26 protein-coding genes and 1 pseudogene are annotated in these 27,000 nt (G+C 70.3%); 15 read left to right on the top strand and 12 right to left on the bottom strand.

Translation table 11 applies throughout. From position 1 onward, the window contains the following. Positions 1-24: 24 nt before the first annotated feature. Both E7744_RS15210 and ccsB read left to right on the top strand, forming a co-directional pair. Positions 25-1,764: a cytochrome c biogenesis protein ResB gene (locus E7744_RS15210; RefSeq protein WP_371415415.1), complete on the top strand. Its 1,740-nt coding sequence runs from the start codon at positions 25-27 to the stop codon at positions 1,762-1,764. Between the two features lie 3 nt (positions 1,765-1,767). Continuing rightward, positions 1,768-2,895: a c-type cytochrome biogenesis protein CcsB gene (gene ccsB, locus E7744_RS15215; RefSeq protein WP_137775201.1), complete on the top strand. Its 1,128-nt coding sequence runs from the start codon at positions 1,768-1,770 to the stop codon at positions 2,893-2,895. Between the two features lie 621 nt (positions 2,896-3,516). On the opposite strand, the gene E7744_RS15220 is transcribed toward ccsB, so the two are convergent. The 4 genes from E7744_RS15220 to E7744_RS15235 all read right to left on the bottom strand — a co-directional run bounded on the left by E7744_RS15220 (position 3,517) and on the right by E7744_RS15235 (position 6,841). Beyond that, on the bottom strand, positions 3,517-3,813 hold the full coding sequence (locus E7744_RS15220; RefSeq protein ID WP_210417242.1) for a hypothetical protein: 297 nt from the start codon (positions 3,811-3,813) through the stop codon (positions 3,517-3,519). A 48-nt stretch (positions 3,814-3,861) separates the two neighbouring features. After that, positions 3,862-4,302: a signal peptidase II gene (locus E7744_RS15225; RefSeq protein ID WP_371415412.1), complete on the bottom strand. Its 441-nt coding sequence runs from the start codon at positions 4,300-4,302 to the stop codon at positions 3,862-3,864. A gap of 221 nt (positions 4,303-4,523) precedes the next feature. Continuing rightward, the gene (locus tag E7744_RS15230) at positions 4,524-6,482 is read right to left on the bottom strand and encodes a cation-translocating P-type ATPase (protein WP_246858721.1); all 1,959 of its coding nucleotides are present in this window, start codon (positions 6,480-6,482) and stop codon (positions 4,524-4,526) included. Continuing rightward, positions 6,479-6,841, bottom strand: coding sequence for a helix-turn-helix transcriptional regulator (locus E7744_RS15235; RefSeq protein ID WP_137775204.1), 363 nt, complete (start codon positions 6,839-6,841; stop codon positions 6,479-6,481). The genes E7744_RS15230 and E7744_RS15235 overlap by 4 nt, the downstream gene beginning before the upstream one ends. 153 nt (positions 6,842-6,994) lie before the next feature. Here E7744_RS15235 and E7744_RS15240 point away from each other — a divergent pair, with 153 nt between their 5' ends. From E7744_RS15240 to E7744_RS16340, 7 genes and pseudogenes are all read left to right on the top strand, one after another. Further along, a complete protein-coding gene (locus tag E7744_RS15240) occupies positions 6,995-7,744 on the top strand; it encodes a cytochrome c biogenesis CcdA family protein (protein WP_137775205.1) in 750 nt (249 codons plus the stop codon). Between the two features lie 40 nt (positions 7,745-7,784). Continuing rightward, a pseudogene (locus tag E7744_RS15245) lies at positions 7,785-8,554 on the top strand (DsbA family protein). A 59-nt stretch (positions 8,555-8,613) separates the two neighbouring features. Then, positions 8,614-9,297, top strand: a complete 684-nt coding sequence (locus E7744_RS15250) for a vitamin K epoxide reductase family protein (RefSeq protein WP_371415413.1) — start codon at positions 8,614-8,616, stop codon at positions 9,295-9,297. Positions 9,298-9,375: 78 nt separating this feature from the next. After that, a complete protein-coding gene (locus E7744_RS15255; RefSeq protein ID WP_137775207.1) occupies positions 9,376-10,350 on the top strand; it encodes a cytochrome c oxidase assembly protein in 975 nt (324 codons plus the stop codon). Between the two features lie 100 nt (positions 10,351-10,450). After that, positions 10,451-11,065 (top strand): copper resistance CopC family protein, encoded by a 615-nt coding sequence (locus E7744_RS15260; RefSeq protein WP_246858722.1) that lies wholly within the window; start codon positions 10,451-10,453, stop codon positions 11,063-11,065. Continuing rightward, positions 11,062-12,381 (top strand): copper resistance D family protein, encoded by a 1,320-nt coding sequence (locus E7744_RS16335; RefSeq protein ID WP_246858723.1) that lies wholly within the window; start codon positions 11,062-11,064, stop codon positions 12,379-12,381. The genes E7744_RS15260 and E7744_RS16335 overlap by 4 nt, the downstream gene beginning before the upstream one ends. Beyond that, positions 12,378-13,070: a cytochrome c oxidase assembly protein gene (locus tag E7744_RS16340; RefSeq protein WP_246858726.1), complete on the top strand. Its 693-nt coding sequence runs from the start codon at positions 12,378-12,380 to the stop codon at positions 13,068-13,070. The genes E7744_RS16335 and E7744_RS16340 overlap by 4 nt, the downstream gene beginning before the upstream one ends. 573 nt (positions 13,071-13,643) lie before the next feature. On the opposite strand, the gene E7744_RS15270 is transcribed toward E7744_RS16340, so the two are convergent. Continuing rightward, positions 13,644-14,096 carry a hypothetical protein gene (locus tag E7744_RS15270; protein ID WP_137775208.1) on the bottom strand — a complete coding sequence of 151 codons (453 nt, stop codon included), beginning with the start codon at positions 14,094-14,096 and terminating at the stop codon, positions 13,644-13,646. 803 nt (positions 14,097-14,899) lie between these two features. Continuing rightward, on the bottom strand, positions 14,900-15,805 hold the full coding sequence (locus tag E7744_RS15280) for an SURF1 family protein (RefSeq protein ID WP_137775273.1): 906 nt from the start codon (positions 15,803-15,805) through the stop codon (positions 14,900-14,902). 533 nt (positions 15,806-16,338) lie between these two features. On the opposite strand from E7744_RS15280, the gene E7744_RS15290 reads away from it, so the two are divergent. Further along, positions 16,339-16,800, top strand: coding sequence for a DUF4307 domain-containing protein (locus E7744_RS15290; RefSeq protein ID WP_137775210.1), 462 nt, complete (start codon positions 16,339-16,341; stop codon positions 16,798-16,800). An 87-nt stretch (positions 16,801-16,887) separates the two neighbouring features. On the opposite strand, the gene E7744_RS15295 is transcribed toward E7744_RS15290, so the two are convergent. The 3 genes from E7744_RS15295 to E7744_RS15305 all read right to left on the bottom strand — a co-directional run bounded on the left by E7744_RS15295 (position 16,888) and on the right by E7744_RS15305 (position 19,277). After that, positions 16,888-18,063 (bottom strand): ATP-binding protein, encoded by a 1,176-nt coding sequence (locus E7744_RS15295; protein ID WP_246858724.1) that lies wholly within the window; start codon positions 18,061-18,063, stop codon positions 16,888-16,890. Continuing rightward, a complete protein-coding gene (locus E7744_RS15300) occupies positions 18,060-18,209 on the bottom strand; it encodes a winged helix-turn-helix domain-containing protein (protein WP_137775211.1) in 150 nt (49 codons plus the stop codon). The genes E7744_RS15295 and E7744_RS15300 overlap by 4 nt, the downstream gene beginning before the upstream one ends. A 378-nt stretch (positions 18,210-18,587) precedes the next feature. Continuing rightward, entirely contained in the window at positions 18,588-19,277 is a 690-nt protein-coding gene (locus tag E7744_RS15305) for a helicase associated domain-containing protein (RefSeq protein WP_137775212.1), read from the bottom strand. Positions 19,278-19,699: 422 nt separating this feature from the next. Between E7744_RS15305 and E7744_RS15310 the strand changes: the two genes are divergently transcribed. The 5 genes from E7744_RS15310 to E7744_RS15330 all read left to right on the top strand — a co-directional run bounded on the left by E7744_RS15310 (position 19,700) and on the right by E7744_RS15330 (position 22,482). Continuing rightward, entirely contained in the window at positions 19,700-20,020 is a 321-nt protein-coding gene (locus E7744_RS15310; protein WP_137775213.1) for a hypothetical protein, read from the top strand. 139 nt (positions 20,021-20,159) lie between these two features. Continuing rightward, on the top strand, positions 20,160-20,420 hold the full coding sequence (locus tag E7744_RS15315; RefSeq protein WP_137775214.1) for a hypothetical protein: 261 nt from the start codon (positions 20,160-20,162) through the stop codon (positions 20,418-20,420). Between the two features lie 75 nt (positions 20,421-20,495). Continuing rightward, on the top strand, positions 20,496-20,750 hold the full coding sequence (locus E7744_RS15320; protein WP_137775215.1) for a glutaredoxin domain-containing protein: 255 nt from the start codon (positions 20,496-20,498) through the stop codon (positions 20,748-20,750). 126 nt (positions 20,751-20,876) lie between these two features. Continuing rightward, the gene (locus tag E7744_RS15325; RefSeq protein WP_137775216.1) at positions 20,877-21,269 is read left to right on the top strand and encodes a hypothetical protein; all 393 of its coding nucleotides are present in this window, start codon (positions 20,877-20,879) and stop codon (positions 21,267-21,269) included. A 226-nt stretch (positions 21,270-21,495) separates the two neighbouring features. Next, positions 21,496-22,482, top strand: coding sequence for an arsenic resistance protein (locus E7744_RS15330; RefSeq protein WP_137775275.1), 987 nt, complete (start codon positions 21,496-21,498; stop codon positions 22,480-22,482). A 301-nt stretch (positions 22,483-22,783) separates the two neighbouring features. On the opposite strand, the gene E7744_RS15335 is transcribed toward E7744_RS15330, so the two are convergent. From E7744_RS15335 to E7744_RS15345, 3 genes are all read right to left on the bottom strand, one after another. Beyond that, a complete protein-coding gene (locus tag E7744_RS15335) occupies positions 22,784-23,731 on the bottom strand; it encodes a dioxygenase (protein WP_137775217.1) in 948 nt (315 codons plus the stop codon). A gap of 48 nt (positions 23,732-23,779) precedes the next feature. Beyond that, positions 23,780-24,874, bottom strand: coding sequence for a maleylacetate reductase (locus tag E7744_RS15340; RefSeq protein WP_137775218.1), 1,095 nt, complete (start codon positions 24,872-24,874; stop codon positions 23,780-23,782). Positions 24,875-24,991: 117 nt separating this feature from the next. Then, positions 24,992-26,854: an FAD-dependent monooxygenase gene (locus E7744_RS15345; RefSeq protein ID WP_137775219.1), complete on the bottom strand. Its 1,863-nt coding sequence runs from the start codon at positions 26,852-26,854 to the stop codon at positions 24,992-24,994. Between the last annotated feature and the right edge of the window lie 146 nt (positions 26,855-27,000).

Raw genomic sequence — 27,000 nt, forward strand, 5'->3', positions numbered from 1 at the left:
GTGAGCCAGCAGGACAACGTGCGGGTGGCCCGGGACGAGGACGCCCGCACCGAGCCGTCCCGGAACGACCAGCCCCAGCAGCCCGAGGTGGAGCTGCCCGCCCTGGGTGTCACCGGCACGCTGCGGTTCGCCTGGACCCAGCTGACGTCCATGCGCACCGCGCTCATGCTCCTGCTGCTGCTGGCCGTGGCCGCCGTGCCCGGCTCCCTGTTCCCCCAGCGCCCGGCCGGCCCGGAGATCGTCAACCAGTACCTCGAGGACAACCCGGTCCTGGGGCCCTGGCTGGACCGCTTCCAGATGTTCGACGTGTACTCCTCGGTGTGGTTCTCCGCGATCTACCTGCTGCTGTTCATCTCCCTGATCGGCTGCGTGGTCCCGCGCGCCGTGAAGCACGCCAAGGTGCTGCGCTCGGCCCCGCCGCGCACGCCGCGCCGGCTGTCCCGGCTGCCGGAGTACGGCCGGGTCGTGCTCGAGCCGACCGGTCCCGCCCCGGCCACGGCGGTGGAGCAGGCCGCGCAGGTGCTGCGCAAGCGCGGCTACCGGATCGAGGTGCGCCAGGAGCCCGACGGCGGCGCCTCGGTGGGGGCCGAGCGCGGCTACGTCCGTGAGGTCGGCAATATCGTGTTCCACCTCTCGCTCATCGGGGTGCTGGTGTTCATGGCCGTGGGCGGCTTGCTGAGCTACTCCGGGCAGAAGATCCTCGTGGAGGGGGAGGAGGGGTTCGCCAACACCCTCGTCTCCTACGATGCCTTCACTCCCGGCGGCGCCTTCTCCGAGGACAGCCTGGTGCCGTTCTCGATGTCGCTGAAGAGCTTCGAAAAGGTCTTCGACCGGGAGTCGACGACGCACTACGGCCAGCCGTTGGACTTCACCGCGGTGATGGAGGTCCAGGACGGCACCGGTGGCGAGCCGGAGGAACGGATCCTGAAGGTCAACCACCCGCTGGCGTTCGGCGACACCCGGGTCTACCTGGTGGGCAACGGCTACGCCCCGGAGGTCACCGTCCGCGACGGCAACGGGGACATCGCGTTCCAGGGCCCGGTGGTCGGCCAGGTCCAGGACGAGGTGTACACCTCGCTGCTGACCATCAAGGCTCCCGACGCCCGGCCGGATCAGCTCGGCTTCGTCGGGTTCTTCCTGCCCACCGCCTACACCGGCGAGGACGGGGTGGCCGTCTCGATCGACCCCGAGCTGTTCAACCCGGAGCTGAACCTGAACTCCTACTACGGGAACCTCGGCCTGGACGAGGGGCAGCCGCAGAACGTCTACGTGCTGGACACCGAGAACCTCACCGAGCTGAACAACCGCGACCTCGAGGCCGGGGGCATCACCCTGAGCCTGGGGGAATCCTATGAGTTGCCCGAGGGCAAGGGCTCCATCTCCTTCGACGGAGTCAAGCCCTATGTCGGCCTGGACATCCTCTACGACCCGGGCAAGTGGGGCGTGGGCGTGTTTGCCGTGCTGGCCCTGATCGCCCTGGTGGTGAGCCTGTTCGTGCGCCGACGCCGCGTGTGGGTCCGGGGCGCCACCGGCCCCGACGGGTCCACCCTGGTGGAGTACGGCCTGCTGGCCCGCGGCGAGGACTTCAGCCTACGCGAGGAGAACCTCGCCCTGCGCCGGAAGTTCGAGCAGCTCTGGCCGGTCACCGCGCCACCGGAACCCGGGCTGTCCTCATCCTCCACCGCCTCGACGCCCACCACCGCCTCAGCCGCCGGGCGTCCCGGCACCACCCCGGACCGCCCCGTCCAGAACCGACCGGAGTAACCCATGCAACCCATCAACCTGCAGCTGGCCAGCTACAGCGACCTGTTCATGCTCATCGCCGCCCTGGTCTACGCCGTCGCCTTCATCCTCTTCGCCCTGGACCTGGCCACCTCCTCCAAGACCATCCGTGCCCTGGAGGCCGAACTGGCCCGAGAACGCGACGTCGACACCACCGACACCACCGCATCCCCGGCGCGTCGGGACCACCTGGTGGGCGCCGGGGTCGGGGGCCCGGCCCGGGGGGCCGGGACGGGCTCGACGACGGTCCCCGGTGCCCGCCCCCACCTCACCGGCGCCGACACCGGTGCCGGTGGGGCCGGCGGGAGCGAGCTGGTGGATGAGGACATGGATTACCTGGGCACCACCGCCCGCCCAGTGGCCAACGTCGCGGTGGCGCTGATGGTCATCGCCGCCGCGGTGCATGCCTTCGCCGTGATCGCCCGCGCCGTGGCCGCCTCCCGGGTGCCGTGGGGCAACATGTACGAGTTCTGCACCACCGGCGCGATGCTGGTCTCGGTGGTGTATCTGCTGTTCCTGATCCGCAAGGACATCCGCTTCCTGGGGACCTTCGTCGCCGGCCTGGTAGTGATCATGATGGCCGCGGCCACCATCGGCTTCCCCACGCCCATCGCGCACCTGCAGCCGGCCCTGCAGTCCCCGTGGATCATCATCCACGTCTCCATCGCCGTGCTGGCCTCGGCGCTGTTCACCCTGACCTTCGCCATGAGCGTCCTGCAGCTCATCCAGCACCGCCGCGAGGCCACGGCCCGCGCCGGCACCACCCCGGGGCTGGTCTTCATGCGCCTGGTGCCCTCGGCAGTGAGCCTGGAGAACTGGTCCTACCGGATCAACGCCGTAGGCTTCGTGATGTGGACCTTCACCCTGATCGCCGGCGCCATCTGGGCCGAGGCCTCCTGGGGCCGGTACTGGGGCTGGGACACCAAGGAGGTCTGGACCTTCGTGATCTGGGTGGTCTACGCCGGCTACCTGCACGCCCGCGCCACCCGCGGCTGGACCGGGGAACGCGCCGCCTGGCTCTCGATCATCGGCTACTGCTGCATCGTGTTCAACTTCACCATCGTCAACACCTACTTCCCGGGGCTGCACTCCTACGCCGGCCTGCCCTCGTAGGGCAGTGGTGAACCATACCGGCGCGGCGCGGTCCTGCCGGGAGGCGGAGCCGGTCCGGGGCCGGTCCGCTGGCGCGGTGGCTGGGACAGGATCAGCGCGGTGAGCAGGTGGCCGGGGCGAACCCGGCTAGCAGCACCGAAATGGCGGCTCGTTGCTGATCAGCCACGACCGGCGGCCCCCCCGGTGCGGTCCCTGGTGCCGGACCAGTCCGGTGCCGGCACCGCCGGGGCCCTGGAGGCCAGCACCACAGCCCCGGTCAGCAGCGCGCCGACCACGGAGCGCATCCGGCCCGGCCGGAACGCTGAATGCTCGGGCGCGGACCGAGCGCCGCAGTCATGACGCAGAGGCCCGGTGCGAGGAAGTGCAGGCTCGTCAACCCGGGGCCCCAGGGGTGTTCCCGGTACGTCGGCACCAACCGGCGCCGCTCGCCTTGTCGAGTCTCGGTAGGGGTTAGTGCATGCGTGCGAGGAACCGCATGACGTGGCCGGCCCAACCGGTCCGGATGGAGACGTCGAGGCCTATCTGTCGCGCGGTGGCAGCAAGGTCGGCTGGGGCCACGAGCTGGGGGGGGGGGGGGGCGATCGATCGACGAAGTGACGCAATGTGGTGGCGGGGAGGTCGTCAGGTCATAGCCGACCAGCATGCCGCCTGTCTTGAGCACTCGATGTAGTGCTGCAGTCGGCACAGGAAGCGCTCACGCAGGCGGCGGTTCTGCGGCATGAGGGACAACAGGTTGCCGCGCTGAGGCAACCGGCGCAGGCCGTCAGTGATCTGGTCGTCATCGCGGGCGCTGGCACCGAGCACGTTGCGCCGGACCAGGCGTTCCCACATCACCGCGAAGGCCTCCCAGTCCAGGGTGCCGATGAAGTCCACGTGCCCGAGCAGTGCGGCGACCTCCTCGGTGATGACCTCCGTCATCGTCTGGGCATGGCTGTGGACGGGCCGCGGAGGGGTGCCCTGTAGTGGTTACCGCGCGGCGTCCACTGTGTCCCGGTCGCGCACTGTGGCGGTCAGCAGGACCGCGGCCAGTGCCCCGCCGACGATGAAGATGTCCGCGACGTTGCCGATGAACCAGTTCCCGTAGGCGAGGAAGTCCACGACGTGGCCTTGCCCAAACGACGGGGGGCGCAGGAGCCGGTCGCCCAGATGGGAGGTCACCGCGCCGCCGAGGCACCCGATCACGATCGCCCAGGAGAGGGTACGGACCCGGAGGGTGAACCAGATTGCCGCGGCGACCGCCACCGCCGAGAGGACGGTGAAGATCCAGGTCGAGTTGGCCCCGAACGAGAAGGCCGCTCCGGGGTTGTAGGCCAGCTGGAGCCCGAGCAGGTCCCCCAGGAGCGGGACGCGCTCCCCCGTGGACAGGGTGCTCTCCGCCCACCACTTGGTCCCCTGGTCCAGGACCACTACGCCGGCCCCAATCGCAATGGTCAGGAGTACCAGGGGATACCTGCGCCGGTGGTTCATTCGTGTCCTTTCGCGATGCGCCCGTTGCCAGGAGCATCAGTGGAGCATCAGTGGATCTGCTGACCGCCCGACCTGCGCAGTCACTGGAGGCTGCCGGATGGGGGCGGCGGGTCGGGTCTCACCGTGCCTGAGAGGCTCTGTCCCGCAGGCCCCGCGGGAGCTCATCCCACGGCGGCGGGCTGGGCCTGCCGGCCGGCCAGGGCCTGCAGGGGAACGCGCCGGGTGGTGGCGGCGCGCAGGCCGTTGCCGATGACGACGACCTCGGCGACCTCGTGCACCAGGACCACGGCGGCCAAGCCCAGGACGCCGGTGATGGCCAGCGGCAGCAGCACGGCGATGATCAGCAGCGACAGGACGATGTTCTGGTTCATGATCACCCGGCCGCGGCGGGCGTGGGCCAGGGCCTGGGGGATCAGGCGCAGGTCGTGGCCGGTGAAGGCGACGTCAGCGGACTCGATGGCCGCGTCCGAGCCGGTGGCGCCCATGGCGATGCCCACGGTCGCCCCGGCCAGGGCGGGGGCGTCGTTGATGCCGTCCCCGATCATCGCGGTGGGTTTGGTGCCGCTCAGCTGGTGGACGGCGGTGGCCTTGTCCTCGGGGCGCAGTTCGGCACGGACGTCCTGAATGCCAGCCTGGGCGGCGATGGCCCGGGCGGTGCGGGCGTTGTCGCCGGTGAGCATCGTGACCCCGATGCCCTGGCCGGTCAGGGTGGTCACGACGGCGGGGACCTCGGGGCGCAGTTCGTCGCGGACCCCGATCGCGCCGGCGGCCGCCCCGTCGTGGTGGACGATGACCACGGTCATGCCCTGGTCCTCCAGTTCCTGGACCTGGGCTCCCAAGGGCCCGGGGTCCAGCCAGCGGGGGCTGCCGACGGTGACCGGGGCCCCGTCAATGCGGCCGGTGATCCCGTGACCGGCGGTCTCGGTGACGCCGGCGGCCGCGGGCGTGTTTGGGGTGGCGGCGGTGATGGCCGCGGCCAGCGGGTGGGTGCTGTGCTGTTCCAGCGCCGCGGCCCAGCCCAGCACGTCTTGCTCGGCGGCACCGGGGGCGGTGAGCACGGCGGTGACGGTGGGCTGGTTGCGGGTCAGGGTGCCGGTCTTGTCCACGGCCAGGTGGCGGATCCCGCCGAGGCATTCGAAGGCGGCCCCGGACTTGATGACGACCCCGAACCGGCTGGCCGCGCCGATCGCGGAGACCACGGTGACCGGGACGGCGATGGCCAGGGCGCAGGGGGAGGCGGCCACCAGCACCACCAGGGCGCGGGTGATCCACAGTTCCGGGTCCCCGAACAGGGACCCGAGGACCGCGACGGCCACGGCGAGGATGAGCACCCCGGGCACCAGGGGCTTCGCGATCCGGTCGGCCAGCCGGGCCCGGCCGCCCTTCTCGGCCTGGGCCTGTTCGACCAGGTGCACGATGGTGGTCAGGGAGTTGTCGGTGCCGGCGGCGGTGGCCTGAATCTCCAGGGCCCCGGAGGTGTTGATCGACCCGGCCGAGACGGTGTCTCCCGGGCCGACCGCGACCGGGATGGATTCGCCAGTGATCGCCGAGGTGTCCAAGGAACTGCGCCCGGCGCGCACGATCCCGTCGGTGGCGACCCGTTCCCCGGGCCGGACCACGAGCACCTGCCCGGGGTGCAGGTCCTTGGCCTCGACCTGAACCGTGGCCGCACCCTGGCGGATGGTGGCGGTCTCGGGCACGAGCTTGAGCAGGGCCCGCAGCCCGGCCCGGGCCCGGTCCATGGCCTTGTCTTCCAGGGCCTCGGCGATGGAGTACAAGAACGCCAGGGCGGCGGCCTCCTCGAGGTAGCCCAGGATCACCGCGCCGATGGCGCTGATCGTCATCAGCAGCCCGATCCCGAGCCGACCCCGGGTGAACAGCCCGCGCAGCGCACCGGGCACGAAGGTCCAGGCGCCCAGCACCAGCCCGACCCAGAACACCACCGTGGCCGCGCCTCCGGCCCCCGACCATTCCAGGACCAGCCCGGTCAGGAAGGCGATGCCGGAGAGCACCGGGAGCAGGATCGCCGCATCTCGCCACCACGGCCGGTGCTCCTCGTGCTCCTCGTGCTGCTCGGGTCCGGTCGGCGCCTCCGGGGCGCCACAGCAGGCGGCGCTCACGAGGCGACCTCCGCCGTGTCGCAGCACCCGGGCACCGGGCAGCCCGGGTCCAGGCAGGGCGCGGAGGCGTCCACGGCGAGGGTCACCTCCAGCAGGGCGCTCAGCGCCCGGGCCAGGTGCGCATCGGCGATCGCGTACCGGGTGCGGCGGCCCTGGTGTTCGACGGCCACGATCCCGCAGTCCCGCAGGCAGGCCAGGTGGTTGGACACGTTCGACCGGCTCAGCCCCAACGCCTGGGCCAGCTCGGCCGGGTACCCGGGACTCTCCAGCAGGGTCAGCAGGATCCGGGACCGGGTCGGGTCGGCCATCGCCCGGCCCAGCCGGTTCATCACGTCCAGGCGTGTCGCAATCGTCAGCATACGGTGAACTATACAGCCCGTGCTGTAGCGTCTTGTGGGGGCGTCGCCCGGACTTAGGCGCCCCGACCCGTTGACCCAGTGAGGACCCTTAGTGACTGCCCGTTGTCGCCGCACCTGCCCGCCTCTCCCCTGCCGGGGCCAGGGAGGACGGGCATGAGCCTGGGCGGGTTCTTCGCCGAGATGGTGCAGTCCGGGGCGCTGCTGGTGGCGATGCCGCTGGCTGCGATCGCCGGGCTGGTGTCCTTCCTGTCCCCGTGCATCCTGCCGCTGGTGCCCGGCTACCTGGGGTACGTCTCCGGGCTGGCCGATCCGCGCCGGGCGGACAACCGGCGCCGGGTGATGACCGGGGTGGGACTGTTCATCCTGGGCTTCGCCGCGGTCTTCACCGCCTACGGAGCCGCCTTCGGGGTGATCGGCGGCTGGCTGCTGCAGTGGCAGGACGCGCTGATCCGGGCCCTGGGGGTGTTCGTGGTCCTGATGGGCCTGGTCCTGGTCGGCTGGCTGCCGTGGTTGCAGAACACCCGGCGGGTCTCCTTCCAGCCCACGACCGGCCTGGCCGGGGCCCCGCTGCTCGGGGTGGTCTTCGGCCTGGGCTGGACCCCGTGCATGGGCCCGACCCTCAGCGCCGTGCTGGCGCTGAGCACCACCACCGGGGACCCCTGGCGCGGGGCCCTGCTGGGCTTCCTCTACTGCCTGGGTCTGGGCATCCCGTTCGTGCTGGTGGCCCTGGGCCTGGACTGGGTCACCCGCACCCTGGGCTTCGTCCGCCGCCACATCCGGGCCTTCAACATCATCGGCGGGGCCCTGCTGGTGCTGGTCGGGGCCCTGATGGTCACCGGGATCTGGACCCTGTGGATCTACCAGCTGCAGAACCTGGCCGGCACCTTCAGCACCCTCGTCTAAGATTCCTCCCGACCCCCGACCTCTCCGGATTGGACCGATCATGACTTCCACCGACCCCGCCCCGGACAAGACCGACTCCACACCGGACAAGACCGCCGCCACCCCGAACCGGCAGCGCCGGGCCAAGATCGTGGTCTGGGTGCTGCTGGGCCTGGTCGTGGCCGGCCTCATCATCGGCTACCTGGTGGTCCGCGGCACCGCCACCGCCCAGCCGCCCCAGGACGCCGGGCCCTCCACCGCCCAGCAGTCGCAGTCCACCGGGCAGCAGACCCAGGGCTCCGGGCAGGTGGTGCGCCAGAACAGCCGGGTACTCTCCCAGGCCCCGAACGAGAAGGCCGTGCTGGTGGAGTTCCTGGACTTCGAGTGCGAGGCCTGCGGTGCGGCCTACCCGTTCGTGGAGGACCTGCGCGCCCAGTACGGGGACACGGTGACCTTCGTGAACCGCTACTTCCCCCTGCCGGGTCACCGCAACGCGATGCCCGCCGCCATCGCGGTCGAGGCCGCCGCCCAGCAGGGGGCCTATGAGCCGATGTACCAGAAGATGTTCGAAACCCAGGCCCAGTGGGGGAGGCCGCCGAGGACAAGAGCGCGGTGTTCCGTGGCTACGCCGAGGACCTCGGCCTGGACCTGGCCGCCTACGACGCCGCCGTCGCCGACCCGGCCACCCGGGACCGGGTCGAGCTGGACGTGGCCGACGGCACCGCCCTGGGCGTGTCCGGGACCCCGACCTTCTACCTCGACGGTGAGCCGCTCACCGTGTCCAGCGTGGAAGAGTTCACCGCCGCCGTCGAGGCCGCCGCCCAGGACTGACGGACCGCACCCGCCGCGGGACGCCCGAGCCGCGATTGATGCCGAAACCGAGGACTGCGATGACCGACCGGCTGACCGAAGCCGCCCCTCCCACCGACCCCACCCTTCGAACCGACCCCGCCCCTCGCACCGAGCCGGTCCCGTCTCCGGTAGCGGCGCCGGTGGGGTTCGCCGGGCGCCGGGCCTTCGGCCTGGTGCTACTGGTCACCGGCGCGGCCGGCTGGATCGCCTCGGCGATCCTGGTCCTGGAGCGCCTGGCCCTCTATGAGAACCCCGGCTACCTCACCAGTTGCGACATCAACCCGTGGGTGTCCTGCGGCCGGGTCATGGGCACCTGGCAGTCCGAACTGTTCGGCTTCCCGAACCCGCTGATCGGCGTCGTCGCCTTCGCCGTGGTGCTGGCAACCGCGATGGTGGTGCTCTCCGGGGCCCACCCCGGCCGCGGGTACTGGCTCGGGCTGCAGGCCGGGGTCACCCTGGGGATGGGGTTCGTGGCCTGGCTGTGGTTCCAGGCCCTGTACGAGATCTACATCCTGTGCCTGTACTGCATGATCGTCTGGGCGGCCATGATCCCGCTGTTCATCCTGCTCACCGCCCGCAACCTGGCCCACGGCGTGCTCCCCGCCCCGCCGGGGGTGGTCCGGTTCGCCACCGGCTGGGCCGGGACGCTCATCGCCGTCACCTACGTCGCCGTCGCCGGCACCGTCTTCATCCAGTTCCTACCGGCCTTCACCGGCGCATGAGGGCCACCCAGTCAGCCCGGGCCTATCGGTGGGCGGCGTGGACCAAAGCCAGGATGACACTCGCATCGGTCCGCGGCCATGAGTGAGACGAGCATGGACGGGCCGGTGTGGATCCCTACCGAGCCTCCCAGCCTGGAGACCTTCCTCGCCCCGACGCTGCAGCCGATCCCGCTGATTCCCGCCATCGCCGTGGTGCTGGGTGTGTTGTACCTGGCCGGGGCGCTCCGGCTGTGGGGGCAGCGGCGGCGGTGGCCGGTGTGGAGGGCACTGTGCTTCCTGCTGGGCTGCGCCGCCGCGGCCGTGACCATGGGCGCGGGCGTCGAGGGCTACGGCCTGAAGATGTTCTCCGTGTTCATCTTCCAGCAACTGACCCTGATGATGGCCATCCCTCCGCTGCTGGTGCTGGGCAGCCCGGGCACCTTGTTGCTGCGAGCCACCCCGCACCGCGGGCTCGGCACGGTGGTGCTGCGCCTGGCGCACACCGGACTGCGCTCACCACTGGCCCGGATCGCACTGCACCCGGGCTTCACCATCCCGCTGTTCCTGATCACCTACTACGGGATCTACCTCAGCGACCTGGACGACCGGCTGCTGCCCACCTGGTACGGCCACATGGGCCTGGAACTGGTGTTCCTGGCCTCCGGGGTGCTGTTCACCATCCCCCTGCTGTCCAATGACCCGCTGCCGGCCAAGCAGGGCTACGGGGCACGGCTACTGGACGTCGCCCTCGAAATGCCGTTGCACGCCTTCTTCGGCGTGGTGTTGATGATGGCCACCACCCCGATCGTGGAGTTCTTCGCCACGCCTCCGGCCAGTTGGGACCTGGACCCAATGGCCGACCAGAAGACCGCCGGCGGACTGGCCTGGGCCTACGGGGAGCTGCCCACGGTCCTGATCCTGGTGTTCATCGCCCACCAGTGGTTCCGCGCCGATACCCGCCAAGCTCGACGGGCCGACGCCGAGGCCGACGCGAACGGCACCCCGGAGCTGGACGCCTACAACGCCCACCTCGAGCGTCTCGCCGCCCAATCCCCCTCCCGGCCCGCGCGGTGAAGGGCCGGCCCCCTGCGTGATCTGCCGCTGATCATGCCCGACGGCACACGCTGGCGTCCTTGGTAGGGTAGGACCCGTTTTCTACAGGAGGTAGAAGTTGATGCTTCACAACGTGGCCCGAGCCGTCCGCTCGGTCCTGACCGTGCTGGCCGTCCTGGTGCTGGCCGTGCTGGCTGCGGCCTCCCCGGCGGCGGCCCATGACGTCGTGACGCGCACCGATCCCGCCGATGGACAGAGCTTCGGCTCGGCCCCGACAGCCGTTGAGGTCTCCTTCAGCGATGCGCCGCTCGCGCTGGGCGCGGAGATCCTGGTCGAGGACGCGCAGGGCGTGGACTGGACCACCGGGGAGGTGCAGATCGACCAGAACAACGCCGTGCAGCCACTGCGTCCCGATGCTCCGGCCGGGCAGTACACGGTGACCTGGCGGGTGGTGTCCTCGGACTCCCACCCGATCGAAGGCTCGTTCGGATTCACCGTGGCCGGGGCCGGCGCTTCACCGACCGGCTCTGCGCTCTCCACGCCGGCCTCGTCCGCCCCCGCCACCCCTGCCCCGACGCAGGCCGCGTCCACTTCCCAGGCCAGCGCCGAGCAGCCAGATCAGGGCTTCCCGGCCGGCTTCATCGTCGTGCTGGTGGCGATCCTGGTGCTGGCTCTGGTGATCGTCGTGGTGGCCGTGCTGGCCCGGCGCCGAGCGGACGCCACGGACCGCCGATGAGCACCATCCCCACCTCGGCGAGGGCGCGGTCCGGTACTGCCTCAGGACCGGGTGCCCCGGCCGCGTCGGTGAGGCCCTGGGCCTGGATCACCTGGCTGGTGGTGGCGTTCGTGCTGGCCGGGCTCAGTGTCGCGGCCAGTGCGGCGTATTCCGGGGCGGTCGCCGAACGCGACACCGTGGACCCCGGGGCCCTGGTGCGGTGGATGCTGCCGACCGCGGTGGCCGTGCACCACCTGGCGCTGGCCGTGGTGGTCGGTTGCCTGCTGTTCGCGGCCACCGTGCTGCCGCGCTGGCGCGCCGGTGGGGTCCCGGGTGACCGCCGGGCCCACCCGGCATTCACCCGGGTGGTGACCGCCGCGGCCGCCGTGTCCGTGCTCTGGGCGCTGTCGGCGGTGACCGTGCTGGTGTTCACCTATGCCAGTCTGTCTGGGCTGCCGGTGTCCGGCAGTCCAGCGTTCGCCCGGGAGCTGGCCTACTTCGTCACCGACCTGGTCGTGGGCCAGGCGTGGGCCGTCGTGGTGGTGATCGCCTTTGTCGTGTCCACCCTGGCCTTCCTCGTCCGGTCCCCGGCCGGACTCGGCGCCACGGCCCTACTGGCCGCCGCGGCAGCCCTCCCGATCTCCCTGGTGGGCCACGCCGCCGGCAGCGATGACCACTACGCCGGCGTGGGGGCCCTGGTTGTGCACTGGCTGGGCGTGCTGGTCTGGGTGGGCGGGGTGGCCGCCCTGACGGTCATCGCTTCCACTCTCGCGCCCTCCCGGTCTCGGGGCAGTGCGGCCGACGACGGGTTGTCCCGGGCGGTGCTGGAACGGTTCTCGGCGCTGGCCGGTGTGGCCTTCTTCCTGGTCCTGGCCTCCGGGGTGATCAACTCAGTCCTGCGCCTGGGCTCCTGGGACGGGTTGTTCACCCGGTACGGCCAGCTGATCCTGATCAAGGCCGCCGCGACCATGGTGTTGGGTGCCATCGGCCTGGCGCACCGCCGATGGGCCATCGCCCGGCTCGGGGCCGTCCCGGCCCGCCGGACCGCCTGGCGGCTGGTGGTGGCCGAGCTGGCCGTCATGGCCGGTGTCATCGGGGTGACCGCCGCCCTGGGCCGCACCGCCCCGCCGGTGCCTCAGGAACTGAAGCCGGCGCTCACCCCGGCGGAGATCCTCACCGGTTACCTGTTGCCCCCGAACTGGCCGGGGACCGGTGGCTCACCGAGTGGCGGTGGGACTGGGCCTGGGTCGCCTTCGCTCTCACCGCCGCCACCGTCTACCTCCTCGGTGTCCGCCGGGCGCGCGCCTGGCGCTGGCCGCGGACCCTCAGCTGGCTGACCGGGCTGGGCGTGCTGATCTACGTCACCTGCTCGGTGCCGACGGTCTACGGCCCGGTGCTCTTGAGCGCCCACACCCTGATGCTGCTGGCCCTGGCCGTGCTCGTCCCGCTGCTGCTGGTCCTCGGCGCGCCCCTACAGCTACTCTGCCTGACCGTGCCCCGCCGCACCGACGGCAGCCGCGGGCCCCGGGAATGGCTCGACGCGGCCCGGCCGGCGCTGTCGGCCCCGGCCCGCACTGCCGCGATCCTGGCCGTCTCCCTGGGGTTGGTCTACTACACCCCGCTGTTCCGGCTGGTACTGGAATACTGGCTCGTCCACCAGGCGGCGAACCTCTACTTCCTGGCCGTGGGGTTCTGCTTCATGACCGCGGTGCTCGGGCCCGGCGCCGGGCGACCGATCCCGCGAGGCGCCCGGATCCGCACCGCAGCGGTCCTGGCCGCGGCACTGCTGGTCTGGGCCGTGGTGCTGGCCGCCGGAGTCCTGCCGGTGCTGGAGCCGGACTGGTTCATCGACATGGCCCGCACGTGGGGACCCCCCGTCACCATGGACCAGCAGCTGGCCGGGATCTCGGTACTGGTGGCCGGCTTCGCCCCGATGGCCCTCCTGCTCACCGCACTGATCCTGTCCAGGCCACAGCTGGCCCCATCGGGTCCACCCGACAGTCCTGACCGGGGCCGTCACCGGTAGGCCGCTGCCGCGCCAGCACCGGGACGAAGCCGCGGCATCCGGACCCGGATCAATAGTCGCCTGCGTCCACAACCCGCCTGGATCCGGCCGGTGCGCAGGCCCGGACAGGAACACGCTGATCCTCAGGGCGGTCCTTCGGGCCGGCTCGGCGGTACCGGTTCCCCTCTGCACCCCTACGCGCCTGGGGATGCACCTCGGCGGGTTGGACCGGACGACTTCGACGAGTAGGCACCCACCCACACTCCGTCCGGGCACCGGGTCGAGGGGCAGGCCCGGCCTGCGGCGAGAGGAGGACGCCCTGAACAGTCTGCGGGCGGCCCGCCGGGCGAGCCGGGCAACCAGCAGTGCCCGTTCCGACGTGGATGACCGTCGTGGCGTCAGACAGCAGGCCTTCGCCCTGGCCCAGAGCGGGGCACACATCGGCGCCAGCCGCGACGGCCGAGGAACTGGGCCACAGATGTGATGGCCTCGACATGATGATGCGGGCCCGACTCTACCCGGCGCGGCCATCGGCAGGTGCCTTCTTCGCCGACGCCGGCCCAATGGCAAGCGTTGATCTCCTGCGGCTGTGACCTATCCGGTGGCGGAGCCGGTCAGGTCGCGCTTGATCTGCGGTTCACCGGAGTCCTCGAAGATGATGAGGACGTCTTGGTGCACCGTGCCGTCAGGCATGGTGACGTCGGCCCGGAGGGCATTGCCTCGCCATCCCTTGTCTTCCACGGACTCGGCACCGTATTTCGTGGCGACGTTCTCCTGGATGTTGTTCTGCGAAGTGATGTCTCCGTAGATCGAGTAGCCGATGGCCCCCAGGCCGATGACCAGGACGCCTGCCCCCGCGATCACCTCGCGCACGGCGTCCTTCATCCGTCCCGGTCCGGCGTAGCGGGCGTCCTCGTCGTCCCAGTGGGCCTGATAGCGCTTGCGCCGCCACCAGCCATGGGCGAGGACCGCCAGCCCCGCGATGGCCAGCAGCGTGCCGACCCATTGGGTGACGAGGGGAGTCTGGAGGTCGATCGGTGCGTACACCTCTCCATTGTCTCTCGACTGCCCGCCCCGCGAGACCGCAGGGTGGGGCGCGCGACGCCGATCACACCCTGGACTGCCCGGTGGTTCAACCCATGGTGCTGCGGCTACGCGTGCAACCCGGCCAGGAGTCCTGCCGGGGCCAGCCCGGGCTAGGGGGGAAGGCCGTCCGCGCCAGCACCGCCCGGCAGCAGTGCCCGTCCCGGGGCAGCGGTCCGGGCCATCATCTCTACTACACTGCGTAGAAAACCGGTGGTCTACAGCGCGTAGACACTGCTGGGTTTCTATCTACTTAAGGAGCGGCATGCCTCGCATCACCATTGGACTCGGCGTCCTTCTCATCGCCCTCGGTGCCATCGCCTACATCGCCACGGCGTTCGCCAGCTGGACGGCGCTGATCCCGGCCATCCTGGGAGTCGTGATCCTGGTTGGGGGCCTCATCGGCATCAGGAACGAGAAAGTCGGCGTCCACCTTGCCCTGGCCGTGGCCGTGCTCGGCATCCTCGGCACCTCGATGAACGTCATGCAGATCGGCGCGCTGATCGCCGGGGACGCGGAGCGTCCTACGGCCGTGTTCACCAGCACGATCACCTTCGCTCTGCTCCTCGTCTACGTCGTGCTCGGGTGCGCTCTTTCATCGCTGCACGTCGTTGGAAGGCTGCGGAGGCCTGAGAGGGAATCGACCGCGGCCGAGAGCGGCGCGTCCTTGAATGCCACGGTCCAGCGCCGCACCACCCCGCGGCGGGCAGGGTACTTGCCGTGGACCATCCCGCACAGCGATAGTCACGAAGATGGGCGGGCACCGGTTAGTGCCGCCGGTGGGCAGCATCGAGCATCGCGTCCTCGACCTCCTCGTCCGTCGGCCGGCCGCCCCGGCGCTTCCTGGGACGTACCCGCGGCGCGCGGTGGGCCGAGAGGTACCCCTCGTCCTCGGTCAGGCCGAGCTCCCGGTCCTCGCGATCGTTGGTGGCCTTGCGCTGGGCGGTGTAGCCCCACACGATGAAGCTCATCAGCCCGAACATGAACCACTGCAGGGAGTAGGACAGGTGCGGGCCCTCGTCCAGCGGCGGCTTCGGCGGCTGCTGGAGTCCCACCGCCGGGGCGGGGGACTCCGAGGCGAGCTGGCCGTACGCGGTGTCCGCCACGTCGTAGCCGACGCTGTCCTCGAAGGCCGCGAGGTCGATGGAGGCCAATTGCCCCTCGGGGGCGCCGCGGCCCAGGTCGGGCTCGCCAGGCTTGACCCGCGCGACCACCGTGACCTCGCCCTGCGGGGGCGCCGGGACGACGTCGGGCCGGCCGGGGGTGTTGTTGCCGATGGGCAGCCAGCCGCGGTTGACCACGATGACGTCCCCGGTGTCGGCCCGGAACGGGACGAGCACCTCGTAGCCGGGCTTGCCGGCCAGGGGCCGGTTCCGGACGATCCGGGTGTCCTCCTGGAGGTACTCCCCGCGCATCTCGACCGGCGTCCACTCCTGCTCCGGCCGCACGTCCGTGAACAGCCCGGCGTTGCCGGCCAGCGGCACGGCCGGCTCGTCGTAGTTGGAGAGCACCTTGTTGATCTCCGCCACGAGCTCCATCCGCCGGTCCATCTGCCACTGGCCGAGCAGGGCGCAGGCGACGGCGATGATGGCGCAGAACACCAGGCCGCCGAGCCACTGGAGCGAAATGAGGAAGCGGTAGTCGAGGCGGCCGCGCTTGGCCGGCCGGTCCATCAGGGTCTCAGTCACGGGGCGGTACGTCCTTCAGCAGTCCGCGGGGCGGCTGGCAGTCGGTGAGCCGAGCACGATGCCCGAGGTGGGCCAGCCCGGTCTTGCGCCGCTCGGGGGTGTGGAGGCGCGAGTTGTTCCACTCCAGCCGCCACGCGGCGGAGGGCCGGCACCCCTTGCGGGAGTACTCGGATCGGCCGGAGGTAGGTCTGGCGTGGAGCCGGGCGGTGGGATCGACGTGGAGTGATGGTGATTCCGCAGCGGCGAGCCGGGCAATGGCGAGTCCAAGAACCCAGGCCGTGGCGGGAGGGTGGAAGGCCTCGGCGTTCGCGGTGCCGTGACCGAATCGGCCCACGGGATCGTGAAGCTCCGTGCGGGGGATCCCACCGGAGCAGTCGGGGGCAATGGTGTTCACGGTGGCTTAGCCGCTTTCATGCCCCAGGCGCTGGAGGGGGCGCGGAAGGCGGTGGGTTCAGGGCCCGGAAGGCCCGGTTGGGGAGGGGCGGGGCGGTGGGAGCCTGCGGATATCATGGAGTGATATGGATTCCCCACCCCAGACATCGGCCGACAAGGCGCCGGGTGACAGCCTAGCGAACCGTTATGGACCGGGCCAAAGCGATCGGCGATCATTCGGATCCCGCTGGGGCAAGTGGATCGCCGGGGCTGCCGTGGTGGCCGCGGTAGCCGTTGCGGGCTGGTTCGCCCTCGATCCCTCCAAGGACTCCTTGTCCTGGAAGGATGTGGGCTACACCATCGACTCCCCAACGCGGGCCTCGGTGACGTTCGAGGTCACCAAGGATTACCAGGACACCGTCGAGTGCGCCATCCAAGTGCTTTCCGAAAACTACGCCATCGTGGGCTGGCACACCGTCACGATCGGTCCCACCGAGCCCGGGGACCTTCCCTCGGACAAGTCCCGGTACTACGACGTGGACCTGCGCACGGACGCGCTCGGCGTCAGTGGCGGTGTCGACTCCTGTTGGATCGAGCAGGGCGACTGAACGGGACCGGCCCGTCCGTGCCTGACAAAGCAACCGGAGCGGGCGTCGGGGCCGGTCTCGGCGGGATGGCCAGTTCAGGATAACCCTCTAGGGTGCATGCCCACGGAGGGTATCCGGGTGCCGGGTGGCGATTCTGCCGGCGGTGTCCTCCACGGGTCGAGGCTGGCGTGGGAGGTCGACGGTGAAGGCGGCGCCGTGGCCGGGTCCGGTGGAGGCAGCGACCATGGTGCCGCCGTGGGCCTCGACCAGGGCTCGGGCGATGGCCAAGCCGATGCCGGCGCCGCCTTGATCGCGGTCCCGGGCGGTGTCGCCGCGGTAGAACCGTTCAAAAATCTGCGGCAGGTGTTCGGGTGCGATGCCCTCACCGGTGTCGACGACCGTCACCGCCAGACGTCCGGGCCGGGGAGCGGTAGCCCGCAGGGTGACGGTGCCGCCAGGTGGAGTGTGGCGCAGCGCGTTGGTCAGCAGGTGGCCCAGCACCTGACCGAGGCGATGCCGGTCCACCGTCACGGTTCCCGTGTTACCGGGGTCGACCTGTAGGGTGACGCCCTTGGCCGTATAGGCTTCGTGGTGGGTTTCGGCGGCCTCGGCGAGCAGTTCATTCACGGCCAGCTCGGTGCGATCCAGGACGAGGTGGCCTTCCTGGGCGCGGGAGACGTCACTAATGTCCTCGATCAGCCGGCCCAAACGCCGCAGCTGTCCGGACATCAACTCTCCGGCCTCGTCGTCCCAGGAGATGACCCCGTCCGTCAGGGCATCGACGTAGACGGTGAGCACCGAGACCGGAGTGCGCAGTTCATGGGCCAAATCCGAAAGCATCTGCCGGCGGGTGTCCTCGGTGTGTTCCAGCCGGGTGGCCATAGTGTTGAATGCTCCGGCCACCGCGTCCACCTCGGCCCCGGCGCCCAGAGGCGGGACTCGAGTGTCGTAGTGCCCGGCGGCCATGTCCAGCGCCGCGGCACCCAACCGGTCCAGGGACCGGCGGATACGCCGGGAACACCAGGCGCTGACCAGGCTCGCGCACACCAGGGCTGTGCCCAGGGCTACCGCCCACACGATGAGGTTAGCCTCGCGGTAGGCCCGCATGGCGTGGATCAATTCCGCTGAACCCTCACTGCTCCCGGCCATCAATAAGTGGGCCTGGAAGATCGGTGGGCCGGCCACCACCGCGACCGCCACAGCGGCCAGGAGGCTGACAGCGACCACCAGCAACTCGGCGGCCAGAAAGCGCCGGGCCAGACCGGACCCGTGCCCCCGGTTCACCGGACCGTCATCCGCCAGCGGACCCCGTGGACGGTGTCGAGATAGTGCCCCGGGTCCTCAGCGAGCTTGCGGCGCAGATGCCCGATGTGCACGTCCACCACCAACATCTCCCCGGCCCCATGGACAGGACTATTCCCAGGTTCCATGCCTTCAGTGTGTCCCCGCCGACCGGGCCGGAACCCCGGGGAGGAGCAATCTTCGCGGAATCTTCAACGTTCGGGCCGGGTCCACTCCGCGGCGCGGACAAGAACGCAAGGTGGGTCCCGCGACGCCCTGGGTCGGAAAGAACCCATGCCCACTGACGTGCGGCGGGCCGTCGCCTCGGCCTGCCGCACCGGGTCCTTGAGCGATTCCAGCATCTGGGCGTAGGCATCGGGCAACGGGGCCACGAGCGTCGAGTTCACGGACCAGACTCCAGCCCAGCCACCCCCACCGGCCCGCGCTCACCGACGCAATCGCACCCCCCACCGGCCTCCCTGTGCACCCATGGATCCTGCCCTCCCGGCCCGGTGCGGGGCCGGAAGTCAGGTATCAGGATCGCCCTGCTCAGCGCTGGACAAGCCTAGGAATCCGGGCAGCTGCCGTTCCAGCCAGTGGGCCCGCTCGGGACTCAACTGCCCGGCCCGGTGATCGAGGCGCTGGTTGACCAACCACCCGGCCAGGGCCTGCTCCCGGGACCCCGCTCCCCTGCTCCGTACGGGGAGCCGGCCGTGCTCCTGGTGGAAGCGCAGTACCTCGACCAGGGTCAGCCGCCAGTGGGCCTCGTTCTCGATGGCCCGGTCGTCCACCCGCCAGGAGGGCAGTACCCGGTCCAGGGCGTTCGCCCGGTGCGCCAGCAGTTGTCCGGCCCGGTCCTTCGAGCGCTGGGTGGTGAGCCAGTGGGCCAGCGCCCACTCCGAGCCCGGGCCCCGGTGGGTCTGGCTCTCCGGGGCGTGGGGACGGCGGTGGTGTGTGGTCAGGAATGCCTCGAGTTGGGCCAGTCGGGCCCGCCAGCGCCGGTCCCGGTCCGCGTACCGGGACGGCCGGGGCCGGGGCCTGTCGTGCACCAGCAGCCGGGCCGGGGCCGGGCCTCCGCGCAGGGCCTCGCCGCGGAGTCGCACGTAGTCGCGCACGTACTTGGGGTCCGCGTTGTTGAGCCGGGCGATGACCTCGAACGGCACCCCGGCATCGGCCATCAGCACCCACTCCGGATGCGCCCTCGGTGATCTCCCCACGTCCGCGAGGCTACCGGCCACGGGACCCCGCGCGGTCCACGACGGGGCCGGCTGTGGAGAACCCGCGTGGGGGTCCTCGCCCGCTCGGACCCCCACCCGCGGACGGCCGTGTCCGGCCGGCTGTCCGCCCGGGGGCGGCGGAACGGCGCCGTCCCCGGGCCCGGCCCTGACGGGCCGGGCCCACCCGTTTTTTGCTGCTGTCCTGGCGGATGATACGTCCCGGCTCCGCCCGGACAAGCCCCTGCGCTCATCGCTCCGGGGCCGGGCCCGGGGACAACTCCGGCTCGGCGGTCGCAAGCTCCCTTATTTCCTCGCCAAAGTTCTCCCCGGTCCCGCCCTGACGGGTTGCTCCGGGCTGCGTCCGGGACCAGCGAGCGAGCTCGCCAGCAGGCAAAAAACACGAGGGAGAGGAACAACCCACCATGAGCACCCTGAACGACTACTGGGCCGCCTGCGACGCCGAGATGGTAGCGCTCACCCGCACCCGGCCCCGCACCGCAGCCGAGGTGATCGCCATCCTGCACACCCACGACCCCATGGGCCCGACCGGAACCGCCGGTGACGGGTTCTTCAGCCCCGCCAACGCCGGCCACACCCTCTACGGGCCCCTGCTGCCCGCCGGGTGGGACTTCGACTGGATCACCGCCGACTACCACTGGCAGATCACCCACCCCGACACCGGGGACACCCTCACCTACTGCGAAGGCGACGTCTACGCCAACAACCCCCAACCCACACCCTGACCCCTCGGGCAACTCCCACCACCGGGCGCAGCGCCTCGGGCCGGTGGCCGCCCCATCCACCGGGAGGGCGGCCACCCCCGCCAGAACCAGCACCCCGACACAGCCTTTACCTGACTACGTCCCGAAGGAGTCCCACGCCATGAGCCGGCACGCGATCTACGACAGCATGCAGGACCACTGCGCCGACATCCTCACCCCCGCCTGCCCGTTCTGCGGCCAGAAAGGGTGGATCACCATCCCCCAGACCGCCGCCGACGCCCTGATCGCCGGCCACCTCGTCCAGGACGCCCTCCCGGACCTGGACGTCCGGCTGCGCGAGCAGATCATCAGCGGCACCCACCCCCGCTGCGCCCCGGGCGCCGAGTTCGGCGACGGCATCGACCCCGCCCTAATCCGCTGACCACCCGACCCGACTGACCGTGTCCGCCTGAGCTGCTATCTCAGAGGGGACGACGGAGCGAAGGAGAGAACACCGATGACCACCCTCACCGTCTACACCACCGGACCGGCCTGCATGCAGTGCCGGCTCACCACCACCGCCCTGACCACCGCCGGACTCGAGTTCGAGGAGGTCGACGTCCGCCACACCCCCGAGGCCCTGGAGTACATCCAGGCCGAACTGGGCTACACCCAGGCCCCCGTCGTCGTGGTCACCGACCAGGACCACTGGTCCGGATTCCAGCCCGACCAGATCCACCGCCTCACCACCACCCTCACCCACCACCACTGAGGCCCCCACGCCGCGGCGCCGGGCGGGCAGCACCCGAGGCCGCCCGGCACCGCGACGGGCGTTCCATCGCACGGCCATCACCCCGGCAACGTCAGCGTGTCCGGGCCCCGTCATAGCCTGAGGGGCATGGCATGGGTGAAACGCGGCGGCGGCACGGGCACAGGACCCTACGGACGGCAGGCCCTCCCCACGACCGGGGCCCCTACGCCCCGCCGACCGGCGCCGCCCGTTCCGGGCCCGGCCGACTCCCCCGAGCCCTCCCCCGCCGCACCCGGCGTGGCCCCGGCCTACCGGGTCAGTCAGTACTCCGAGGTGCGCAACCACAAGATCCTGCTCGACCTCCTGGCCCAGGGCGTCCGCGCGGGCCGCGAGCCGGTGCTGAGCATGTACTACCAGGACGCCCTGGCCACCTTCGGCGCAGACTCCGTGCACTTCACCGCCGCCTGCCAAGGACAGGCCGGCGCCGGCACCCACTACCAGCACACTGTCGCCGGCGGCCGCTTCCGCACCCCAGACTGACCACCCCTCAGGGACCGCCCGCAAACCCGAGTGCTAGCAAGCAAGCATGCGAGCACCCTCCTCGGGGTCGTTCGGATGATCCCGGCGCCGGTAATCCTCGGGGGCCACACCGTCGGCGCTAGGCTCACCGACGGGACCACCGAGCTGCCACGCAGACGCGCTCCTTCGGTCCGATGCGACGCTAGCCGGGCGCAAGTGCTGGACCAGAACGGATATGAGGAAAGGTATACGCGTGAGCGTGGAATGGATGACACGGCACCAGGTACCGCTCTATCTGGCAGGACTGACCCTCGGGGCTTTCGTGGGGATCCTCGCCCCAGCCGTGGCGCATCCGGCGGAGATGGCGATTCACCCGGTGTTGGCGCTGTTGCTCTACGCCACGTTCCTCGGTATCCCCTTTGGCCGGATCGGGGGCGCCTTCGGTGACTGGCGGTTCCTGGGCACGATCCTGGCGGTCAACTTCGTTGTGGTGCCGATCGTGGTCTGGCTGCTATCCCGGATCGTAGCCCATGACCAGGTCCTGTTTGTCGGGGTGCTGTTCGTGCTGCTGACCCCGTGCATCGACTACGTCATCGTGTTCGCCGGCTTAGCCGGAGGCGACGAGGAACGCCTGCTTGCCGCAGCGCCCTTGCTGATGCTCGCCCAGATGCTCCTACTGCCGCTCTACCTCTGGCTATTCGTCGGAGCCGAGTTCATCACTACGGTTGAGTTCGCACCGTTCATCGAGGCGTTCGTGCTCATCATCGCGCTACCACTGGTGGCCGCGGGACTGACCCAACTTGCCGCCGCCCGCACTGAGGCCGGACGGACCTGGGAGCAGATCGCCACGGGTGCGATGGTGCCGTTGATGGTGGCCACCCTCGCGGTTGTGGTCACCTCCCAGATCGACGGCGTCCGGGCTCAGCTGGGCCCGTTGCTGCTCGTGGTTCCCCTCTACATCCTCTTCGCGGCCGTCATGGTGCCCATCGGCGCCGTCGCTGGCCGCATCGGCGGACTAGACCCGGCAGGACGACGGGCGGTCGTGTTCAGCGGTGCGACCCGCAACTCCCTGGTGATCCTGCCGTTAGTCCTCGCCCTACCGGCCGCGTTCGATTTGGCGCCCTTGGTGGTCGTCACGCAGACCTTGGTCGAGCTGGTAGTCATGGTGGTCTTCGTGTGCCTGATCCCCAAAATCATCGCGAACCCCGCGGCCTCGGCCGTGGCCAGGCAGTGAACACAGCAGGGGGCAAAACCTACAGGCGCTGCCGATGAAGTCCTGGCGGTCACGTGGCTGCACAAGGACATTAATCACTCGTTCCGAACCGAGAGCGCATTGTCCGGCTGGGTCCGGGTGTCCAGCCGGGTATACCCACCCCACAGATGCGTCCATTGGCATGGTGTGCGGTTGACAGATTTGTCTACTCCTGCCACCTGCATGGACAGTGAATCGGGGGCCTTGCTCCAGTGGTTCCCGGAGGAGAAGGTTCGCGCGGAATCTCGTGTGGCCTATCACGCTCATGAGGGGACGATGCCGATCAGGCCTGTGGGTGGGTGTCCTCGGCGAGGACGATGTCGAAGCGGGCCTTGGTCCAGGTCTGGTTGTCCAGGTCGCGGCCGTTGGGGGTGGGGGTGCCGGTGGGCTGTTCTTCGAAGCGCTTGATGAGGGAGTCCTTGACGCCGAACACCGAGTCGCCGATCTGCAGTTGGGGGTCACCCTCGACGAAGATGTGGGTGACCAGGGTGCGGTAGCCGGGGGCGGTGACCATGAAGTGCAGGTGCGCGGCCCGGACCGGGGAGCGGTTCGTGGCCTCGAGCATCTTCCCCACCGGCCCGTCGTGCGGGATCGGGTACGGGGTGGGGGTCAGCCCCCAGAACGCGTACTCGCCGTCGGCCCCGGAGCGCAGGAACGCCCGGCCGGCGACCCGCTGGTCGTCGTACTGCACGTCGTAGAAGCCGTCCTCGTCGGCCTCCCAGACCTCGATCCGGGCGCCGTCGATCGGCTCGCCGTGGATGTTGGTCACGGTGCCCTCGATCCAGCTGGGCTGGCCGTGGGCCCCACCGGAGATGTCTTCACCATGCTGGATCTCGGGGGCGTCGTCCACGAAGAACGGGCCGAACACGGTGGCCTCGGTGGCATTCCCGGCGGCGAGGTTGTTCACCGCGATGGTCTGCATCGAGGCGCCCAGCACGTCCGAGAGCAGCACGAACTCCTGGCGCCGGTCATCGGTGATGTGCCCGACCGCGGTGAGGAACTCGATGGCCTGGTCCCACTCGGCCTCGGTGAGGCGCACCTCCCGGATGAAGGCGTGCAGGTGCTTGACCAGGGACTGCATCAGTTCCTTCAGCCGGGCATCGGGGGTGGACTCGAAGGAGTCCAGTACCCGCTGGATCAGTTCCTCCTCCCGGCGGGCCTGTTCGGCCGCTTGGTCCGGGGTCAGCGCGTGGTCCGGTGCCTGGTTCTGGTCGTTGATGGTGTCGGTCATGATCTGCTCGTCCTCTCGTGTTCGCGTGGTCTTTGGTGTGTGGTCCGTTCAGGCGGCGACGGTGGCCCGGTCCCCGGTCAGGGCCGCGGTGAGCAGGTCGGTGATGTTCTGCTCGGTGACGGGCACCGGGTGGGAGGCCGGGGCCGCGGCCACGATGCGCTCCACGGCCTCGGGAATGCCGTCGGCGGTGAACCCGTAGTCGGCCAGCCGACAGGGGGCCTGGACCGCCGTGTAGAGCTCGCGCAAGGCGGTCACCGCCGCGCCGGCCGGGTCGCCCGCGGAGGTTTCGCCGCCGAGGGCGGTGGCCAGCCGGCCGGCCAGTTCGGGCACGGCCGGGGCGTTGAACTCCAGCACGTAGGGCAGCACGGTGGCGTGGGTCTGGGCGTGCGGCAGGTCGAAGGTCCCGCCGAGCACGTGGCAGATCTTGTGGTGCAGCCCGGAGCCGGCCCCGGCGAAGGACACCGCGGCCAGGTAGCAGCCGTAGAGGGCCTGTTCGCGGGCGTCCATGTCATCGGGGTCGGCCACGATCCCGCGCAGGGACAGCGCCAGCGCGCGGGCGCCCTCCAGGGCCAGGGCCTGGTTGATCGGGTCGGTGCGCGGGGCCCAGAGGGAGTCCACGCAGTGCGCCATCCCGTTCAGCCCGGAGGTCACCGACATCCCCAGGGGCAGGGTCTTGGACAGTTCGGCGTCGTAGACCACGGTGACCGGCAGCACCTTGTCGTCTACGCCGGTGGTCTTGGTGCGGTCCTCGGTCAGCCCCCACACGTTGGTGGCCTCGGAGCCGGCGTAAGTGGTGGGCACGGCGACCACGGGGATCCCGGTGGTCAGCGCGATCGCCTTGGCCAGGCCGGTGGTGGAGCCCCCGCCGATAGACACGACGACGTCCACGGACGCCTCGGTGGCCGCGGTCCGGGCCTTTTCGGCGACCTCGACCGGGACGTGCATGACGACCTCGTCCCACCACAGGGCGGCAGTGATGCCGGCCGTCGCGCTCCAGGCCTCGGCCTGGACTCGTTCGCCGGCGATGACCATCGGGCGGGTGGCGCCAAGCCGGTCCAGTTCGGCGGTCAGGTGCTCGGCGGCCTGTCCGGTGCCGAACAGCACGCGCTGGCCCAAGGTGGTGTGCTCAAAGGTCATGGACATTGGAATGGGAGGCCTTTCAGGTGGTGCCAGCGGAGGTCGAGACGGATGGGTGGCAACGTGGGCGGCGGCCCGAACCTGTGGAGTTCGGGCCGCCGCTTGTCTTCGCTTGGATGAAACTCAGCCGGTCACGGTGGATGCTGCCAACGAGGCCAGGTCCTGCTCCGTCAGGTTCCCCTCCTCTGCCACCCCGCGCCCGAGGATCGAGCAGAGCACGGCGCGCAGGGCCGCTTCCGGGTCCTGGACCATTTGGTGAGAGCGCCAGGCGATGTGCTTGTCCGGGCGGACCAGGATCACGCCGTCCTCGTCCACCTCGCGCTGGCGCAGCCAGTCACCGTACAGGTCTTGCACCTCCAGGCCCTCGCCGATGACCACGGCCTTGAGCGGGACGCCCAGCTCGGCGGCTAGGCGTTCGGCCGCTTCGGCCCAGGCACGCCCGGTGATCCCGGTGAAGACGGTGAAGCCCGTCCCGGCGGCGATGTCATGGGTGGAGTACTTGTTGAACGGGTCCCCGATCCAGGCATGCGGCAGTCGCAGTCCCGGGAAGGTGGACTTCTGGTGATGCAGCAGGGGGTCCTCAGTCAGCGGGGGCCGTGCGCCGCCGTCAGACACCACGGCCGAGGACTCGTAAAACTGGCCGATCTCGGTGCCCTGGGCATTGAACTCGTAGTCCTTGTTGTCCAGGGCCGCACGCAGGGCCTTACGGCGCGCCGCGCCCTCGGCCGTGGGCTCCTTGCGCAACTGGAGCTTCTCGACGAACTCCTCCTCGGTGGTCGCCTCCGCCACCCCCAGGGCCTCGAAGATCGGCTTGTACTCCCGGCTGGAGCCGTTGGCGCGGGCCACGATCTGCTTGGCGACCGGCGCGCGTTCCGTGGAATAGGTCTCCAACAGGCTCGGGTCGGCCTGGCCCTTGAGGACGGCGGCCAGTTTCCAGGACAGGTTGTACGCGTCCTGGATCGAGGTGTTGGAGCCCAGGCCGTGGCTCGGCGGGTGGCGGTGGGCGGCGTCACCGGCGATGAACACCCGGTCCTTCTGCAGGTGGGTCGCCCACTGCTCGTTGTTACCCCACAGCGAGTAGCCGGTGATCTCCATCTCCAGGTCCGGGATGCCCACCAGGTTCCGCACGATGCGCTTGGCCTCCTCCTGGTCCAGTTCCGGTGCCGGGCCGTTGATGTCATAGCCCCACACCACCAGCCATTCCTTCCAGGGTCGGACGCAGCGCACTAGGCCGGCCCCGATGCCGCCGATGTTGGACCCGGGGTGGAACACCCAGTAGAGGATGGAGGGCCGGTGCTCGGCCAGGTGGGACAGGTCGGCGGTGAAGGTGATGTTCATCGACCCGCCGATGTCCATGCTTCCCTCGAAGGGGGTGTCGATGTCCTCGGCGATCTTGGAGCGGGCACCATCGGCCCCGATCAGGTATTTGGCCCGGATGGTGTACTCGTGGCCGGAGAGCCGGTTGCGCACCCGCACGCTCACCCCGTCGGCGTCCTGGGTGTGGGAGAGGTACTCGGTGGAGAACTGCGTCTGAGTCCCGCGCTTCGTGGCGTTCTTGACCAGGATCGGCTCCAGGAGGGTCTGCGGGATGTCGCAGGGCATCGCCGGGGAGGCCAGCTCGTAGTCGGCCCGCCGGTCCGGGCGGAATCCCCAGGTGGGGCGGCGGCCGATCTCCTCGCCGGCCACGGACTCGCAGTACACGGTGTCCCCCATCAGCGCATGCGGGGTGGCTTCGGCCAGGACCTGGTCCTCGATGCCCGCATCGCGCAGGATCTCCATGGTTCGCTGGTTGGTGATGTGGGCCCGCGGGGTATTGGCGGTCCACCGGTACTTGGTGATCATGATGTTGTCCACCCCATGGGTGGAGAGGAACAACGCCGCCGAACTCCCGGCAGGGCCGGAACCGACGATCAGGACATCGGTGGTGACTACGTCGGTGCCCTGGGGCGCCTCCGTGGCCGAAAGTCCATCGTTGAAGACAGGCATGTCGAACTCCTGGTGATCATGAGCGGCCTGCAGTGCCGCCGCCGGGGGGGGGTGGATGAGGGGCCAAGGCCGGTTCCCGTTCCGGCGGCCCCGTTCCCTCCATGTTCCCCACATCACATCCAGGCTGTGCCTCGAATCACAGGACT

The organism is Citricoccus sp. SGAir0253 (genome assembly GCF_005877055.1).
Taxonomy (GTDB): Bacteria; Actinomycetota; Actinomycetes; order Actinomycetales; family Micrococcaceae; genus Citricoccus.